General features: G+C 59.6%; 16 protein-coding genes. 11 read left to right on the top strand and 5 right to left on the bottom strand.

Annotation, left to right across the window (positions count from 1 at the left end; genetic code table 11):
- Positions 1 to 377: 377 nt before the first annotated feature.
- The 5 genes from ACWHWP_RS06040 (at position 378) to ACWHWP_RS06020 (ending at position 4,925) form a co-directional block, all read left to right on the top strand.
- Positions 378 to 941: a fasciclin domain-containing protein gene (locus tag ACWHWP_RS06040; RefSeq protein ID WP_023334833.1), complete on the top strand. Its 564-nt coding sequence runs from the start codon at positions 378 to 380 to the stop codon at positions 939 to 941.
- A gap of 43 nt (positions 942 to 984) precedes the next feature.
- Positions 985 to 1,539 (top strand): RNA polymerase sigma factor, encoded by a 555-nt coding sequence (locus ACWHWP_RS06035; protein WP_447855242.1) that lies wholly within the window; start codon positions 985 to 987, stop codon positions 1,537 to 1,539.
- The gene (locus tag ACWHWP_RS06030) at positions 1,536 to 2,183 is read left to right on the top strand and encodes an anti-sigma factor (protein ID WP_447855241.1); all 648 of its coding nucleotides are present in this window, start codon (positions 1,536 to 1,538) and stop codon (positions 2,181 to 2,183) included. The genes ACWHWP_RS06035 and ACWHWP_RS06030 overlap by 4 nt, the downstream gene beginning before the upstream one ends.
- 273 nt (positions 2,184 to 2,456) lie before the next feature.
- On the top strand, positions 2,457 to 3,197 hold the full coding sequence (locus ACWHWP_RS06025) for an SDR family oxidoreductase (protein WP_447855240.1): 741 nt from the start codon (positions 2,457 to 2,459) through the stop codon (positions 3,195 to 3,197).
- A 33-nt stretch (positions 3,198 to 3,230) separates the two neighbouring features.
- Positions 3,231 to 4,925 carry a thiamine pyrophosphate-binding protein gene (locus tag ACWHWP_RS06020; RefSeq protein WP_447855239.1) on the top strand — a complete coding sequence of 565 codons (1,695 nt, stop codon included), beginning with the start codon at positions 3,231 to 3,233 and terminating at the stop codon, positions 4,923 to 4,925.
- A gap of 32 nt (positions 4,926 to 4,957) precedes the next feature.
- Here ACWHWP_RS06020 and ACWHWP_RS06015 read toward each other — a convergent pair whose 3' ends face one another.
- Positions 4,958 to 5,656, bottom strand: a complete 699-nt coding sequence (locus tag ACWHWP_RS06015) for a GNAT family N-acetyltransferase (protein WP_047347163.1) — start codon at positions 5,654 to 5,656, stop codon at positions 4,958 to 4,960.
- A gap of 201 nt (positions 5,657 to 5,857) precedes the next feature.
- Between ACWHWP_RS06015 and ACWHWP_RS06010 the strand changes: the two genes are divergently transcribed.
- The 5 genes from ACWHWP_RS06010 (at position 5,858) to ACWHWP_RS05990 (ending at position 10,891) form a co-directional block, all read left to right on the top strand.
- On the top strand, positions 5,858 to 7,426 hold the full coding sequence (locus tag ACWHWP_RS06010) for an ABC transporter substrate-binding protein (RefSeq protein ID WP_447855238.1): 1,569 nt from the start codon (positions 5,858 to 5,860) through the stop codon (positions 7,424 to 7,426).
- Between the two features lie 98 nt (positions 7,427 to 7,524).
- Positions 7,525 to 8,538, top strand: a complete 1,014-nt coding sequence (locus tag ACWHWP_RS06005; protein ID WP_447855237.1) for an ABC transporter permease — start codon at positions 7,525 to 7,527, stop codon at positions 8,536 to 8,538.
- Entirely contained in the window at positions 8,538 to 9,371 is an 834-nt protein-coding gene (locus ACWHWP_RS06000; RefSeq protein ID WP_447855236.1) for an ABC transporter permease, read from the top strand. Before ACWHWP_RS06005 ends, ACWHWP_RS06000 begins: the two co-directional genes overlap by 1 nt.
- A complete protein-coding gene (locus tag ACWHWP_RS05995) occupies positions 9,364 to 10,200 on the top strand; it encodes an ABC transporter ATP-binding protein (RefSeq protein ID WP_447855235.1) in 837 nt (278 codons plus the stop codon). Before ACWHWP_RS06000 ends, ACWHWP_RS05995 begins: the two co-directional genes overlap by 8 nt.
- Entirely contained in the window at positions 10,187 to 10,891 is a 705-nt protein-coding gene (locus ACWHWP_RS05990; protein ID WP_264438110.1) for an ABC transporter ATP-binding protein, read from the top strand. Before ACWHWP_RS05995 ends, ACWHWP_RS05990 begins: the two co-directional genes overlap by 14 nt.
- Before the next feature lie 69 nt (positions 10,892 to 10,960).
- Here the strand turns inward: ACWHWP_RS05990 and ACWHWP_RS05985 are convergent, their stop codons facing one another.
- The 4 genes from ACWHWP_RS05985 to budA all read right to left on the bottom strand — a co-directional run bounded on the left by ACWHWP_RS05985 (position 10,961) and on the right by budA (position 14,829).
- The gene (locus tag ACWHWP_RS05985) at positions 10,961 to 11,434 is read right to left on the bottom strand and encodes a cold-shock protein (protein ID WP_010428355.1); all 474 of its coding nucleotides are present in this window, start codon (positions 11,432 to 11,434) and stop codon (positions 10,961 to 10,963) included.
- Between the two features lie 131 nt (positions 11,435 to 11,565).
- Positions 11,566 to 12,336 carry a (S)-acetoin forming diacetyl reductase gene (locus ACWHWP_RS05980; RefSeq protein ID WP_148400362.1) on the bottom strand — a complete coding sequence of 257 codons (771 nt, stop codon included), beginning with the start codon at positions 12,334 to 12,336 and terminating at the stop codon, positions 11,566 to 11,568.
- Positions 12,337 to 12,356: 20 nt separating this feature from the next.
- The gene (alsS, locus tag ACWHWP_RS05975) at positions 12,357 to 14,078 is read right to left on the bottom strand and encodes an acetolactate synthase AlsS (RefSeq protein ID WP_447855234.1); all 1,722 of its coding nucleotides are present in this window, start codon (positions 14,076 to 14,078) and stop codon (positions 12,357 to 12,359) included.
- Complete coding sequence (gene budA / locus ACWHWP_RS05970; protein WP_010428351.1) at positions 14,050 to 14,829, bottom strand: acetolactate decarboxylase; 780 nt, start codon at positions 14,827 to 14,829, stop codon at positions 14,050 to 14,052. Before budA ends, alsS begins: the two co-directional genes overlap by 29 nt.
- A 105-nt stretch (positions 14,830 to 14,934) precedes the next feature.
- On the opposite strand from budA, the gene ACWHWP_RS05965 reads away from it, so the two are divergent.
- The gene (locus ACWHWP_RS05965; RefSeq protein WP_447855233.1) at positions 14,935 to 15,816 is read left to right on the top strand and encodes a LysR family transcriptional regulator; all 882 of its coding nucleotides are present in this window, start codon (positions 14,935 to 14,937) and stop codon (positions 15,814 to 15,816) included.
- Positions 15,817 to 15,984 lie beyond the last annotated feature (168 nt).

Genomic DNA, 15,984 nt, shown 5'->3' with positions numbered 1-15,984 from the left:
CCGTCCCCGATAAGCCGGAAGGAATAAGCCGAGGGCACCGCGTAGCGGCGATTTACCGCCGGGAGCCCGGGTCGCCAGGGTGGTGGCGACTGAGCCACCCTGGCACGTTCACCGGTTATGGAGTTACAGAGTAGCAAGGAACATAAAGTGAACGGAATGACCACTACAGCTGTATGTTCCCCTCACCTCTCCCCGGAGGGGCGAGGGGACTGTTCCGTGCTGGCATTACTTTGTGGGGCCCCCTCAGCCCCATAGGGGAGAGGGGATTAACCTACCCCTTCAAAAATTTATTTTCATTTCCCTGCATCCAGTTTTCCCCCTGCCCTCGTATGTGAGTATGTGAGCAACGCCTTTGCTCCTTAATCCGAGGATAAATGATGAAAAAGCTACTCAGTGTTGCATTCGTATCCAGCGCTTTACTCTTCTGTGCAGGCGCATCAGCGGCCATGACGTCAGGCTCCGTGATGGTGGGCGGAGCGGAAATGTTCCCGAGCAAAAACATTGTTGAAAACGCTGTGAATTCAAAAGATCACACCACGCTGGTGGCGGCGGTCAAAGCGGCCGGGCTGGTAGATACGCTGCAGAGCAAAGGGCCATTCACCGTCTTTGCGCCCACCGATGCGGCATTTGCAAAATTGCCTGCGGGTACGGTCGACAATCTGGTGAAGCCGGAAAATAAAGCGCTGCTCACCAGCATCCTGACCTATCACGTGGTCGCCGGTAATTACGATATGAAAGCGCTGGAGCAGAAAATTAAACAGGGCGGCGGTCACGCGGAGCTTAAGACCGTAAACGGTCAGCCTCTGTGGATCATGAGTAACGGCCCGCACAATATTCAGCTCAAGGACGGTAAAGGTAACGTGGCGAACATCAGCACCTATGACGTCCATCAGAAAAATGGCGTGATCGATGTGATTGATACCGTCCTGATGCCTAAGTAGTTGTCTATACTTCGGAAGTGTGACGTTGCCTTCCGGGAAAAACATGGATAACGCGCTGGCTCAACAGCAGTTGAAATTAATGCAGGCGATCGCTAACGGCGATCGCCGCGCATTTGAGCAACTATACCGGCTCACTTCACCGCATCTGTTTGCCGTCGCGCTGCGCATGCTGCGTCATCGCGCCTGGGCAGAAGAGATCCTTCACGACTGTTTTGTCACCGTCTGGAGTAAAGCTGAAACCTATAACGCCGCCCTGAGCTCTCCGATGACCTGGCTTACGCATATTGTTCGCAACCGCTGTATTGACTGGCTGCGCAGCGGGCAAACCCGCGCTGCCGCCCGCGAGGAGTCGTATTCCGAAGATATTCTGCTGAGCGAAAGCGACGAGCCGAACAGCTGGCACGACGACGCGCAGGCAGCACGGCTCAGGCATTGCCTGGAACACCTGAGCCACGAACAGCGTCAGAGCATTACGCTCGCCTACTATCAGGGTATGTCCCACAGCGACATAGCAGACTGGCTTCAGCAGCCTGTGGGCTCAGTAAAAAGCTGGATCCGCCGCGCAATGGATCATCTTCGGGAGTGTGTAGGGCTATGAATGACGCTGAAAAACGCGACGACATGCTGGCAGCAGAATATGCCCTCGGCACTCTGCGGGGAGGGGCGCGGCTTCAGTTTCAGAAAAGGCTTGCCGCTGAACCCGCCCTGGCCGCCCGCGCTGCTTACTGGCAGAACATGTTCAGCGCGCTCGATAGCCATCTTGCGCCAGTCCCTCCGCCAGAAACGGTGTGGAAGAGAATCGTCCTCGATCTGCCCTCTACAACGCCTTTGCGTAAAAGCCGTCCTTATATCGGCTGGATGGCCGCGGCTTCCCTCGCCGCCGTTACCGTCATTGCCTGGTATTCCACCCGCACGCCGGAACTCGCTCCGCTGATGGTGCTCAACGATGCCCGGCAGCATGGGGAGTGGGTAGTCAGTGCGGACGCCAGACGCGAGCATCTGAGCATTACCCCGCTCAGACCGAACGCCGTTGCGGCACAACATAGCCTGCAGCTTTGGCTGATCCCTGACGGTCAGGCGCCGATATCGCTGGGGCTGCTGCACATCGCCATACCGACACGCGTTACTCTCAGGAACACAGCACTGACTCCTGACGCCACGATAGCGATAAGCCTTGAACCAGAGGGAGGCTCACCCACCGGCCTTCCCACGGGGCCCGTGCTGTACAGTGGAAAAATATAATCCTCGTGCCTTATTCACAGGGATGCGAGGGGCACCCAATTTCATTCTGTTCATATGACAGTTACATATAAGAATTAAATATTAGGCTTGCAATTAATTTTATTATTATAAAACATTATTGACATACTCTTCCGTACTCCATTAAGTTTTAAGCGAACCTTATTCCATGTCAGATATACAATATATCAAAAACGAGAATTAAAGAATTCGCCGTTATTCTTTAATCCTTCCCTGCCTTTTATTTTTTGAATCACACAACAGTGAGATAACATCATGAATAATAGTGCAAACAAGGTTGTCGTTATCACCGGTGCCAGCAGCGGGATTGGTGAGGCCATTGCCCTCCATTTAGCGAATAACGCGTATTCGCTGGTCCTGGTGGCGCGCCGTCAGGACAAAATTAATGCCCTCGTGGACAGGATAATCCAGCAAGGCGGTAAGGCCATCGCCGTCAAGGCCGATGTAACCCGTCAGGAAGAGGTCCAGCGCGCCATTGAGGCTGCCATCGCCGCATACCAGCGCGTGGACGTGCTGATCAACAACGCCGGCTTTATGGCTATCGCCCCCCTCAGCGAGCTGAAAACCGACGAATGGGACAAGATGATTGATACCAATCTGAAAGGGGTACTGTACGGCGTCGCGGCCGCATTACCGGTGTTCCAGCGCCAGGGAAGCGGACACTTTATTAACATTGCCTCTGTGGCGGGCATCAAGGTCCTTGCCCCCGGCGGCGTGGTGTACAGCGCGACAAAATTCGCCGTTCGCGCGCTGAGCGAGGGTCTGCGCCAGGAAGCAGGTAAAACGATACGCACCACGCTTATCTCTCCCGGCGCGGTCGAAAGCGAGCTGCAGTTCGGCAGCTCAGACGAAGAGAGTAAAAAATTTCTCCATGAATTTTATAAGCAGGCTATTCCGGCAGAGTCGATTGCCAGAGCCGTATTATTTGCTATCGAACAGCCTGACGACGTTGATATAAATGAAATAATTGTCCGTCCTACGCAGGAAGAATTTTAGCATAAGTTAAATAACGCTGAATGAGGTGTCATTATGATTAAATCATTAACGTCCCTATCAGATTTAAATATGCGATCGGGTGCCGATATTCTCCTTGAAGTGCTGGAGAGTGAAGGCGTGGAATATATTTTTGGCAATCCCGGCACCACCGAACTTCCGCTCATCGATGCTCTGCTTCGGCATGAAAATATTCACTATGTTCTGGCGCTCCAGGAGAGCAGCGTGGTTGCCATTGCCGACGGCTATGCGAAAGCCTCCGGCAAAACCGGCTTTATCAATTTGCATACCGCCAGCGGTCTGGGGCACGGCATGGGGAATCTGATCAATTCGCGGATCATGAAAACCCCGCTGGTGGTCACCGTCGGACAGCAGGACACGCGGCACTACGTCCGCGACCCGCTTCTGTATGATGACATTGTCTCCATTGGTTCTCCGGTCATGAAGTGGGCGCAGGAGGTTACCAGCGCCGACCAGCTCCCGGTGCTGGTGCGCCGCGCGTTTCACGCGGCCAGCTATCCTCCGGGTGGCCCGGTCCTGCTCTCTCTGCCGATGAACGTCATGGAAGAGCTGAGCGACGCCGGGATACAGACGGCGTCCAGAGTGGACTATCACACCGTCGCGGGCTCGCTGGACGATCTGGCGCAGGCGCTCAGCGCGGTTCCCCCCGGCAGGGTTATGATTGTGGCGGGCGATGAAGTTCACTCCAGCGGCTCGACGCAGGAAATTGTCCAGCTTGCGGAAGCGCTCAGCGCCCACGTCTACGGCTCCTCCTGGCCGCTGAATTTGCCTTTTCCCACCCAGCACGCGCTCTGGCGGGGCAACATGCCCACCACCGCAGGAGAAATTGCCAGCGTCATCAACGCCTACGATGCCGTGTTTATCATTGGCGGCAGAAGCCTGATCGCCATTTTGTATAGCGAGGGCGAGGCCATTCCGGAAAGCTGCGCGGTGTATCAGCTCTCGGCGGATATGAACGAGCTTGGCCGCTCGTATGCTACTCGCCTTTCGGTGATGGGTGACATCAAGCTCTCTCTGCGCGACCTGCTGCCGAGACTGGACCAGCACCGGGCTGCCAGCAAGCTGCTCCACCAGCAACTGCTGGCTCAGGCGCGCGAGGAGCGGGAAAACGAGTGGCGGCAGCAGGAAGAACGCCTGGCCGCCGAACGGTTGCGCCCGGCTATCTCCCCGATGGTGGCGGCCTGGGAAGTCATCCGCGCCATTCCGGCGGGCACGACGATTGTCGATGAAGCCATTGCCACGGCCAGACACGTCCGCAGGTTTATTTCCGATCGTCAGCATCAGCGGTACTACTTTATGCGCGGCGGCGGTCTGGGCTGGGGGATGCCCGCGGCAGTAGGCCACTCGCTGGGGCTGGGGCGCGAGCCTGTAGTGTGTCTGGTTGGCGACGGCGCCTCGCTGTATTCACCGCAGGCGCTCTGGACGGCAGCGCACGAAGCGTTGCCCGTCACCTTTATCGTGATGAATAACCTGGAGTACAACATCCTGAAAAACTTTATGAAAGGTCAGCCGGGCTACAGTTCGACGAAGCTGGGGCGTTTTATCGGGATGGATCTGATTAACCCGCAAATTGATTTTCAGTCGCTGGGCACCGCGTTGGGCATTCGCTGCTGCCGGGTCACCCAGGCCGCGGATATCGCCACGGCGGTGACGCAGGGGCTGCAGTCCGGAAAAACCAACTTGATTGAAATTGCCATTTCCGCGGATTGATCGACCGTTTCAGATGTACCCTACAAAAACACCTATAACCGAAACGCCTCTAACCGCTTAATCTGCCGCCCTTCCCCGTCAAAATTCTCCGCCGCCAGCCAGGCGCGCAGCTCCGCGTCTCTTTGCGGCCATTCGCCGTCAATAATAGAAAGCATATCGCTGTCGCGGTTGCGCCCTTTGCGCACCAGCTTCTGGCGCAGGCGTCCTTCCCAGACAAACCCCAGCCGCTCCGCCGCCCTGCGCGACGCCACGTTCATGGAATCGCACTTCCACTCCAGCCGACGGTAGCCGTGCTCAAACGCATTTTTCAGCAGCAGCCACACCGTTTCGGTACCGATGCGGGAGCCTTTCATCTTCCGCGACCAGGTCACGTGGCCAATCTCGACCGACCCCAGCAGACGCTCGTTGGCCATATAGCTCACCAGCCCCACCGCCCGCTCGGTGCGTAAATCAATGACGGCAAACGGCACCAGCTCATCGTCCATCACCTTCGCCACGATCCAGTGCGCGGTGGCTTCCACGCTCGTCGGCTGCGTGCTGGCAAGCCACGTCCAGTCGCTGTCGTCGCCCAGGGCATACGCCTCATAGAGATCGGCCGCGTGGCGATCGGCATCCAGCACCTCCAGACGGCAGTACTGGCCGAACAGCGGCGTGCGGGTTAAGACGCGCGCGCCCGTCCAGCCAGGTACGATATCGTTAACGGTTTGACCATGTTGATTGATTTCTGGCACGACGTTGACTCCCTGAAAGGTAAGGAGTTTGTTATAGCAGGTTAAAAAGCGGGCGAAAAGCAGCGTATTTTAATAGCCCGAGCGCATGCGATATTCCAGTAAGGCATAAGGAAAGCTGAATTTCGACTTTGCGTAATTTCAGAGACCACCTAACGTAGCGGAGCATAAAACAATCACAATATATTCTTCTCAGGGATCGCTATGACAAAAAAACTGTTGCCGTTACTGGTGCTGGCTGCGCTCTCAAGCGCTGCCCACGCCGCTACTCCGCCCAACACGCTGGTTGTTGCCCAGGGGCTTGATGACATCGTGAGCCTCGACCCGGCTGAAGCCAACGAGCTCTCCAGCATCCAGACCGTGCCGAGCCTGTATCAGCGTCTGGTGCAGCCGGACCGCGATAACCCGGAAAAAATCACCCCGATACTGGCGGAAAGCTGGGACGCCGACGCGGCAGCAAAAACCCTGATCATCAAGCTCAAGTCCGATGCAAAATTCGCCTCCGGCAACGCGCTGCGCCCGGAAGACGTGATTTTCTCGTACACCCGCGCCGTGACGCTGAACAAATCCCCGGCCTTTATCCTCAACGTGCTGGGCTGGGACGCCAGCAACATCGCCAGCCAGTTGAAAAAAGTGGACGACCATACCCTCCAGCTTCACTGGACGGCAGACGTCAGCCCGGCGGTGGCGCTGAATATTCTCTCCACGCCGATTGCCTCCATCGTGGATCAAAAGCTGGTTGCGGCGAACGTGAAGGATAACGACTTCGGCAACGCGTGGCTGAAAATGCACTCGGCGGGCAGCGGCGCGTTCAAAATGCGCGTCTATCAGCCGCATCAGGCTATCGTGCTGGAAGCCAACGACTCCGCCCCCGGCGGTGCGCCGAAGCTTAAAAGCATCATTATTAAAAACGTCCCCGATCCGGCCTCGCGCCGCCTGCTGATCCAGCAGGGTGATGCCGACGTGGCGCGCGATCTGGGTGCAGACCAGATTAGCGCGCTCGACGGCAAGCCGGGCGTGAAGGTGCTGAGCATCCCGTCTGCCGAGCAGAATTATCTGGTGTTTAACACCGGCAACAGCGCCAACCCGCTGCTGAATAACCCGGCCTTCTGGGAAGCCTCGCGCTGGCTGGTAGACTATGACGGCATCACCAAAAACCTGCTGAAAGGCCAGTACTTTGTGCACCAGAGCTTCCTGCCGGTCGGCCTGCCGGGCGCGCTGGAAGATAATCCGTTTAAATTTGACCCGGCGAAGGCGAAAGCAATCCTCGAGAAAGCGGGCATTAAAGACGCGCACTTCACGCTGGACGTGGAGAACAAGGCGCCGTTTATCACCATCGCCCAGTCGATGCAGGCGAGCTTTGCGCAGGGTGGCGTGAAGGTGGATCTGCTGCCCGCGGCGGGTAGCCAGGTGTACGCCCGCGTGCGCGCGAAACAGCATCAGGCGGCGATTCGTCTGTGGATCCCGGACTACTTCGATGCGCACTCCAACGCCAGCGCCTTCGCGTGGAACGACGGCAAATCCAGCACCGTGGCGGGGCTTAACGGCTGGAAAATTCCGGAGCTGAACAAGGCCACGCTGGCGGCAGTGGCCGAGCCGGATCCGGCGAAACGTCTGGATCTGTACAAGAAAATGCAGGAACAGCTGCAGCATAGCTCGCCGTACGTGTTCGTCGATCAGGGTAAAACTCAGATCGTGGTGCGCGATAACGTGAAGGGGTATCAGCAGGGGCTGAACGCGGACATGGTCTGGTACGATCGCGTTACGAAGTAGCCCTTGTTGCCGGGTGGCGTTGCGCTTACCCGGCCTACGTTCTCGGTTTTTGTAGGCCGGGTAAGGCGAAGCCGCCACCCGGCATGAAGAGATCTCCCATGCCACATCTTTCCACCCGCGTGTTGCAGGGTCTGCTGACCCTGCTGCTCACGCTTTTCGGGCTGCTGCTCGTCACGTTTGCGCTTTCGGCCTTTTCCCCGGTCGATCGCGTGCTGCAGATCGTCGGCGATCACGCCAGCCAGTCAACCTACGATCAGGTTCGCCACCAGCTCGGGCTGGATCGGCCCCTGCCCGTGCAGTTCTGGCACTACCTGCAAAACCTCGCCCACGGTGATTTAGGCACCGCCAGCGCCACCGGACAGCCGGTGCTGCAGGATCTGCTGCACGCCTTTCCCGCCACGCTGGAGCTGGCAACCCTGGCCTTAATCATCGGTGCCGTACTCGGCGTGATTGCCGGGGTGCTGTGCGCTCGCTACGCCGGTTCGCCGCTCGATTTAGCGCTCAGAACCCTCACCCTGCTCGGCAACTCGGTGCCGATCTTCTGGCTCGGCCTGCTGATGCTGGCCCTGTTCTACGCGAAGCTGCAGTGGAGCGCGGGCCCCGGCAGGCTGGACGACATCTGGCAGTTTACCGTGGAGCCGCGCACCGGCTTTGCGCTGATTGATACCTGGCTTTCAGGCGACCGGGAGGCGTTCCGCAACGCCATCAGCCATCTGGTGCTGCCGGTACTGCTGCTGGCCTATTACTCGCTGGCAAGCATTACCCGCCTCACGCGATCCGCCTGCCTGAGCGAGATGAACAAAGAGTACATCCTGCTCGCCCGCGCCAAGGGTGCCGGGGAGATGACCATCCTGCTGCGCCACGTGCTGCCGAACATTCACGGCACCCTGCTGACGGTGATTGCGCTGGCCTACACCAGCATGCTGGAAGGTGCGGTACTGACCGAAACCGTCTTCTCGTGGCCGGGCATCGGGCGCTATCTCACCACCGCCCTGTTCGCCGGAGACACCACCGCCATCATGGGCGGCACGCTGCTGATTGGCGTCTGCTTTGTGCTGATCAATAACCTTACCGACCTGCTCGTGCGGGCAACCGATCCCAGGGTGCGCTGATGCCGTTTTATCTTTTCGTACGCCGCCTGCGCCGCTCACCCGCCGCCTTTTGCGGACTGATTGCCATCGCGCTGCTGGTGCTGATCGCCCTGTTCGCGCCGTGGCTCGCGCCGCTTGACCCGAACTGGCAGGACGCGGCCGCGCGCCTGCAGGCACCGAACGGCCAGCACTGGCTGGGCACCGACAGCTACGGGCGCGACCTGCTTTCGCGCCTGATTTACGGCACGCGACCGGCGCTCGGGCTGGTGGCATTAGTTACCGTTATCACCCTGCCCGCCGGGCTGCTGGTGGGGATTTTGTCCGGCTACTACGGCGGCTGGATGGAGCGCATCCTGATGCGCTTTACCGACGTGGTGATGTCGATGCCGCGCCTGATCCTCGCATTCGCGTTTGTGGCAATGCTTGGCCCGGGGCTGGTCAACGGCGCGCTGGCGCTGGCCTTAACCACCTGGCCGGCCTACGCGCGTCAGGCCCGAAGTGAAATTCAGCGCCTGCGCCACAGCGACTACCTGGCCGCCGCCGAGATGATGGGCATTCGCGGCCCGCGCCTGCTGGTCGGCCATATTCTGCCCCTGTGCCTGCCGTCCGCAATTGTGCGGCTGGCGCTGGATCTGGCAGGCATTATTCTGGCGGCCGCCGGTCTCGGCTTCCTCGGCCTTGGCGCACGCCCGCCAATGGCCGAATGGGGCGCGATGATTGCCGACGGCATGCAGGTGATTTTCGACCAGTGGTGGATTGCCGCCATTCCGGGCGGAGCGATCCTGTTTGCCAGCCTGGCCTTTAACCTGCTGGGCGACGGCCTGCGCGACGTACTGGAGCCACAGCATGACTGAACAACGTGTCATCGTCGATGCGCTGAATATCGACTACCCCGCCGCGCGCGTGGTCAACAACCTGAGCTTCACGCTTGGCAACGAGCGGCTGGCGCTGGTGGGGGAATCCGGCTCGGGCAAGTCGATGTCCGCCCGCGCCCTGATGGGGCTGGTACGTAAGCCCGGCATCGTGAGCGCGAACCGGCTTAACGTGCTCGGCAACGACCTGCTGGCCCTGAGCACCCGCCGCTGGCAGGCGCTGCGCGGCAACGGGATTGCGATGGTCCTGCAGGACCCGCGCTACGCGCTGAATCCGGCGAAAAACGTCGCCGCCCAGCTTGATGAGGCGCTGACCCTGCATCAGCGCCTGCCCCGCGCTGAACGCCTGGCGCGCATTCACGACATCATCCGCGCCGTCGGACTTAACGAACATATCCTCCAGCGCTACCCCGGCGAACTCTCGGGCGGCATGGGCCAGCGCGTGATGATTGCGATGGCGCTGATCAACAACCCGCAGGTGCTGATTGCCGACGAACCCACTTCCGCACTGGACGCCCGCCTGCGCAACCAGATCCTCGAACTGCTGGTGCAGCAGTGCGAAGAGCGCCAGATGGCGATGCTGCTCATCAGCCACGATCTGCCGCTGGTGGCGGAGCACTGCGACCGCGTGCTGGTGATGTATCAGGGCGAAAAAGTCGATGAGATGGCGGCGAGCCAGCTCCCGCAGGCGACGCACCCGTATACGCGCACCCTGTGGACCTGCCGTCCGAACGCCAGTACCTATGGACAGATGCTGCCGACGCTGGACCGCTCGCAGCCGTGGAAGGAGGTGAACAATGGCTCTCGTTGACGTAAACCAGCTCCAGGTGAGCTTCGGGGAGAAAACAGCGGTGTCCGCCGCCAGCTTTGCTATTGAGAAAGGCGAGACCTTCAGCCTGATCGGTGAATCCGGCTGCGGGAAATCGACTATTCTGCGCGTGCTGGCGGGGCTGCAGCGCGAGTGGAACGGCCGCATTTCGATCCTGGGAGAAGCGTTACGGCCAGGACGACGTTTTGAAGGCGAGCTTCGCCGCAACGTGCAGATGGTGTTTCAGGATCCGTGGGCCTCTTTGCACCCGAACCACACCGTTGCGCGCACCCTGTCAGAGCCGTTAAACATCCACGGTGAAACTCAGGTTGCCGAAAAGGTGGCGGATGCGCTGCGGCAGGTGGGGCTTTCCGCCGACGCGGGTAAACGTTATCCGCATCAGCTTTCCGGCGGCCAGCGCCAGCGCGTTGCCATTGCCCGCGCGCTGCTGCTGCGCCCGCAGCTACTCCTGCTGGACGAGCCGACCTCGGCGCTGGATATGTCGGTGCAGGCGGAAATCCTGAACCTGCTCAACCGCCTGAAGGCCGAGCACGGCATGACCTATCTGCTGGTGAGCCACGACGCGGACGTGGTTGCGCATATGTCAGACCGGGCGGCGTTTATGGCGCACGGGGAGATCCAGCGGGTGTTTGACCGTGAGGCAATGTTGAGGGGCGAGCACAGAATGGGGTAAACCGTGCGGCGGCGAGCGCCGCACGGGTTTCGTAGGCCGGGTAAGGCGTAGCCGCCACCCGGCAACAAATCACTTCAGCAGCTTCACCGTGGCATCAATGTCGATTTCATCTTCGGTGAAGATCATCGTCGTATTCTGGAAGGTGGTGATCGCCAGCTTCTTCACCGAACGCGTTTCGCCCGGCTTTTTATCGGACTTCGGCTTGATGCTGTTCATCAGCAGCCCTACCGACAGCACCGCGTTCTCTTTATCGATTTTGGCATCAACCGGCTCTTCTTCGCTGAACACCACGAAGGATTTGATCGAAGTGAGCTTCACGCGCTCGCCCGCAATATAGAGGTGCTTACTTTCGGGGATCACCTTCACCGCGTAGGCGGAGAGGCCTTTATTGTTGGTGGTTGGCTCGAAGGTCACCGCGGCATCTTTTTTAATCAGATCGGGGTTCGCGACCTTAATCACATGAAAATAGCGGTTGTCGCCGTTTTCATCTTTGATAAATCCAAAGCCTTTATCTTTAAACCACGTTGTGATTGTACCGTTCATCGCTGTTACCGCCTGTCAGATCGTAATGACTAAAGTTTTGCAGCGCGCAGTGTAATGCACAATGGCGGAGGAGACAAAAAAAAGCCCCTGCACGGGGGCAGGGGAAAACTCATGTCAGAGCTTATTAGTATTTAGTTGAACACCATTCCACCATCAATCAACAGCGACTGGCCAGTCATATAGTCAGAGTCTGGCCCGGCAAGGTATGAAACGCAGGCGGCGACATCTTCCGGCTCGGACAGGCGGCCAAGCGTAATGCGTTTGGCAAAGGTTTCGGTGCCGTAGCCGAGCGGTTTACCCGCCGCCTCGGACACCTGACGGTCGATCTCCGCCCACATCGGCGTTTTCACGATGCCCGGGCAGTAGGCGTTAACGGTGATCCCCAGCGGCGCGAGATCCCGCGCGGCGGTCTGGGTTAAGCCGCGCACCGCGAACTTGCTGGAACTGTAGACGGCCAGCTCCGGGTTACCGGTGTGGCCCGCCTGGGAGCAGGCGTTGATGATCTTGCCGCCGTGCCCCTCTTTGCGAAACGCGTCGATCGCGGCCTGAATGCCCCAGATCACCCCTTTCACGTTGATGTTGTAAACCTTATCGACAATCTCCGGGGTGATGGATTCGATTGGCGTGGACGGCGCAACCCCGGCGTTATTGACGATCACGTCGAAGCCGCCCAGTGCGGTGCGCGCCTTTTCCACCGCCGCAAACACCTGCTCGCGGTCAGAAACATCGACCTTCACGGCGACGGCATTACCGCCGTTGCGGATGATTTCGTCGGCAACGGCTCTCGCCGTCTCATCGTTATAGTCGGCGATGGCAACGGCAAAGCCATCCTTCACCAGGCGCAGCGCAATCGCTTTACCAATCCCCTGGCCTGAGCCCGTTACGAGAGCAACTTTTTGCATTTCTCTGTCCTTATATTGAGTCACAAAATCTGGCTGAGATGGAGCTGGCCCATCAGCAGTGGGTTATCGCTGTAGTCGACGGGAATGGCCACCACGGCCGGGCCGTTGACGTCCATTGCCGCGCGCAGCGTCGGCTCGAGCGCCTCGGCGCTCTCCACGGCAAAGCCTTTCGCGCCGAAGGCGTCGGCATACACTTTGAAATCGACCGGGCCGAACTCGACGCCGGAAAGACGCTGGTATTTTTTCTCTTCCTGGATGGCCACCATGTTGTAGCCGTTATCCACCCAGATGATGTGCAGCACGTTGGCGTTGAGGCGCACCGCGGTTTCCAGCTCCATGCTTGACTGCAGGAAGCCGCCGTCGCCGGAGACCGACACCACCTTGCGTCCCGGATTCACCAGCCACGCGCCGATCGCCCACGGCAGCGCGACGCCCATGGTCTGCTGACCGTTGGAGATCATTACCTGACGCGCCCGGAAGCTGTAGAGGTAGCGGGCGATCCAGATGTGGAAGCTGCCCATGTCCACGGTGAGCGTTACGTCGTTATTCACGATGTCCTGCATGGCGCGGACGATGCGCAGCGGATGCAGGGCAAACTGGTTGAGCGAGGCGCCGCGGCGGTCGAGCAGATCGCGCTGATGCTGGCGATCGACCAGAATCTCTGATGCCCGCTGGCTCAGCTCCAGCTTACGATCGATGCGGTTAGCGAGCAGGTTCAGGGTTTCGGCGATGTCCCCCACTAGCTCCAGATCCGGCACGTAGTTACGTTCTTCATAGGCGGGCAGCACGTCAATGTGCACCAGCGTGGCGTCGCCGCTGTTCCACATGGACGGCTCGTACTCCACCGGGCTGTAGCCGATGCAGATAATCAGATCCGCCAGATGCAGCAGCCGGTCGCCCGCCTGGTTATTAAAGAGGCCGACGCGTCCGGCGAAGCGGGTGAAGTGCTCCTGATTCACCGCCCCGGCGGCCTGATAGGTGCTGGTGACCGGAATGCGACTTTTCTCCAGCAGCGTGCGCAGCGCGGCGCTGTTCGCGGGCTGGCTGGCCATCAGGCCAAGCAAAATGACCGGGTTTTTAGCGTTCTCGATAAGCTTCGCCACGTCGTTGATAGCGGACTCCGGTGCAGGGCCCATCAGCGCCGGGCCACTGGCGGGCAAAATCGCCCCCGTGGCGGGCTGGTCGACGATATCCTGCGGCAGGCTGACGAACGCCCCGCCCGGCCTGCCGTGCTCGGCGGCGCGAAACGCGTTCGATACCACCTCGGCAATCGCGTCCGGTGAACTGACTTCTACAGCGTATTTGGTAACCGGGCTGAACATGGCGACGGTGTTCATGCTCTGGTGCACCAGCTTGGCTTTATCCGCCCGCTTCACCGCCCCTCCCAGCGCCACCACCGGGTCGCCTTCGCTGTTGGCGGTAGCGATGCCGGTGATCAGGTTCGAACAGCCCGGCCCGGAGGTGACCAGCGCGACCCCGGCCTTGCCGGTTAACCGCCCTACCGCCGCCGCCATAAACGCCGCGTTCGCCTCGTGGCGGACGGGAATAATCTCGATGGAGGAGTCCAGCAGGGAGTCAAAGACCTTGTCGATTTTTGCACCCGGAATGCCGAACACCTGCTTCACGCCCTGCGCTTCCAGCTGGCCGACAACCATATCGGCGCCGTGCGCCCACTGACGTGACTGTTTCTCACTGTTCACGGTAGTTCTCCTGTTAGTTTTCGACGGAACGGATCGCTGCATCAAGATTGCTGGGGTGAAGGTTGGCCTGTAAAAACGCGCTGTCGGCGGGCAGATCAATCATTAGCTTGTGAATTTCACCGAAGGTGAGCACGCCGCTCTCCAGCTGGTAGTCGAGCAGATGTCCCCCGCCCTGACGGTCATCGGTGATGAAATGTTCGTGATAGCCCGCCACGTTGATGCCCTGCATATGCTGCGGCGTGCGGAACCCGACCAGCACCCCTTCGCGCTGGTTAAAGCGGAACACCGGCTGGTCGTCCAGCACGTCGGTCATCGCGCGGTACGGCGGCGTCTGGCGCGGTACGGTGCGGGTGTGGGCATGGCGGAAGTTGCCGTCGATGCGCAGCGCGCAGAACAGGTTGTCGGAGGGAATTTGCTGGTCGATCGCGTCGTGGATCTGCTGACGGCTGACCGGGCCATTGAAGGTTATCCGGTACTGCGGCTGGAACCAGGTCATCACCGCGAACGGCGTTTTCTGCTCTGGCTTCGCGGCCCGGGCGCTGCCGTCGGCGCGCAGTTGGTACACTTTGCTGCTGAAGGCAATCATTTCGCCGTCCAGCTCGTTGAAGGTGCCCAGACCAAAATCACCGTGTGCCAGCAGATCGGCGATGGTGGTTTCCCCCTCGTACACGCCGCTTAGCAGGGCGCTCATTAGCGATGTCTGATAGATCACGCTGTCAGGATGCTGGGCGGAGAACCCGCGCAGGGTCTCGCACAAGCTGGCCTCACAGTCGCAGGCAGATGAATGCATCATCGTGCTCGTCCTCTTCAACTTTATTTAGAAAGGTTAAATAAATGTTGACCCGATTCAGCAGAGAGTTCCAATATAGAAACCATGGTGGTTTGAGACGTTTTTGATATGGAACTTCGTTATCTGCGGTATTTTGTCGCGGTTGCACGCGAGCGACACTTCACCAGGGCGGCCGAAGCGCTGGGTATTTCACAGCCTCCTCTGAGTCAGCAGATCAAACGGCTCGAAGAGGAAGTGGGCACGCCGCTGTTCAGACGCCTGACGCGGGGCGTCGAGCTGACCGAAGCGGGAGAAGCCTTCTACGAGGACGCCTGCAAGATCCTGGCGCTGAGCGACGCCGCGCTGGAGAAAGCCCGCGGCATCGCGCGCGGGCTGAACGGCAGCCTGTCGATTGGCATCACCAGCTCCGACGCTTTTCATCCCAAAATTTTTGCCCTGATCCGTCAGTACCAGGTGCAGAACATGGCGGTGCAGGTTCACCAGGTGGAAGCCAATATGTCTTCGCTGACGACGATGCTGGCGGAGGGTGAGCTGGATATCGCCTTCGTGCGCCTGCCGTGCGAGAGCAGCAAGGCGTTCGAGTTAACAATCCTCGACCGGGAGCCGATGGTGGTGGCGCTGCATCGCGACCATCCGCTGGCGACAAGCGGCGATCTGGCGCTGGAACAGCTCCGGAATACGCCGGTGGTGCTGTTCCCGCAGGAGGTCGCGCCGGGGTTGTATGACCGGGTTCACGGCTACTGCGAACGGGCCGGGATTGACGTGCAGCACGCGCTGCAGTCATCACAGCTTTCGTCTTCCCTGAGCATGGTTTCCGCGGGCGGCGGCTTCGCGCTGGTGCCGAAATCCATGGCGGCAATTTCACCGCCGAACGTGACCTATCACGCGCTGAGCTCGCCGGAGCTTTATACCGATATCGCACTCTGCTGGCGGCGCTTTGAACGCTCGCGGACGGTGAAGCGGTTTTTGACGATGATGAGCGAGGGGTAGCGGCCGGTTTGGTTGGTGGTTGTTGTAGGCCGGGTAAGGCGTAGCCGCCACCCGGCAATGCCCTTCTGGAAGCCGCCTCGCAAACCTGCAAGCAACCTTATGTAATTCAGGGGTATCCCTTTTCATCCCTTCTTCACGGTCGTAAAGTGCCTGCGTTGCGGCACATCC

Source organism: Enterobacter sp. WI-ESBL-E8 (assembly GCF_053364895.1).
Note: the sequence above shows the minus strand (reverse complement) of the source record. Positions and strands in the feature narration are given on the sequence as shown.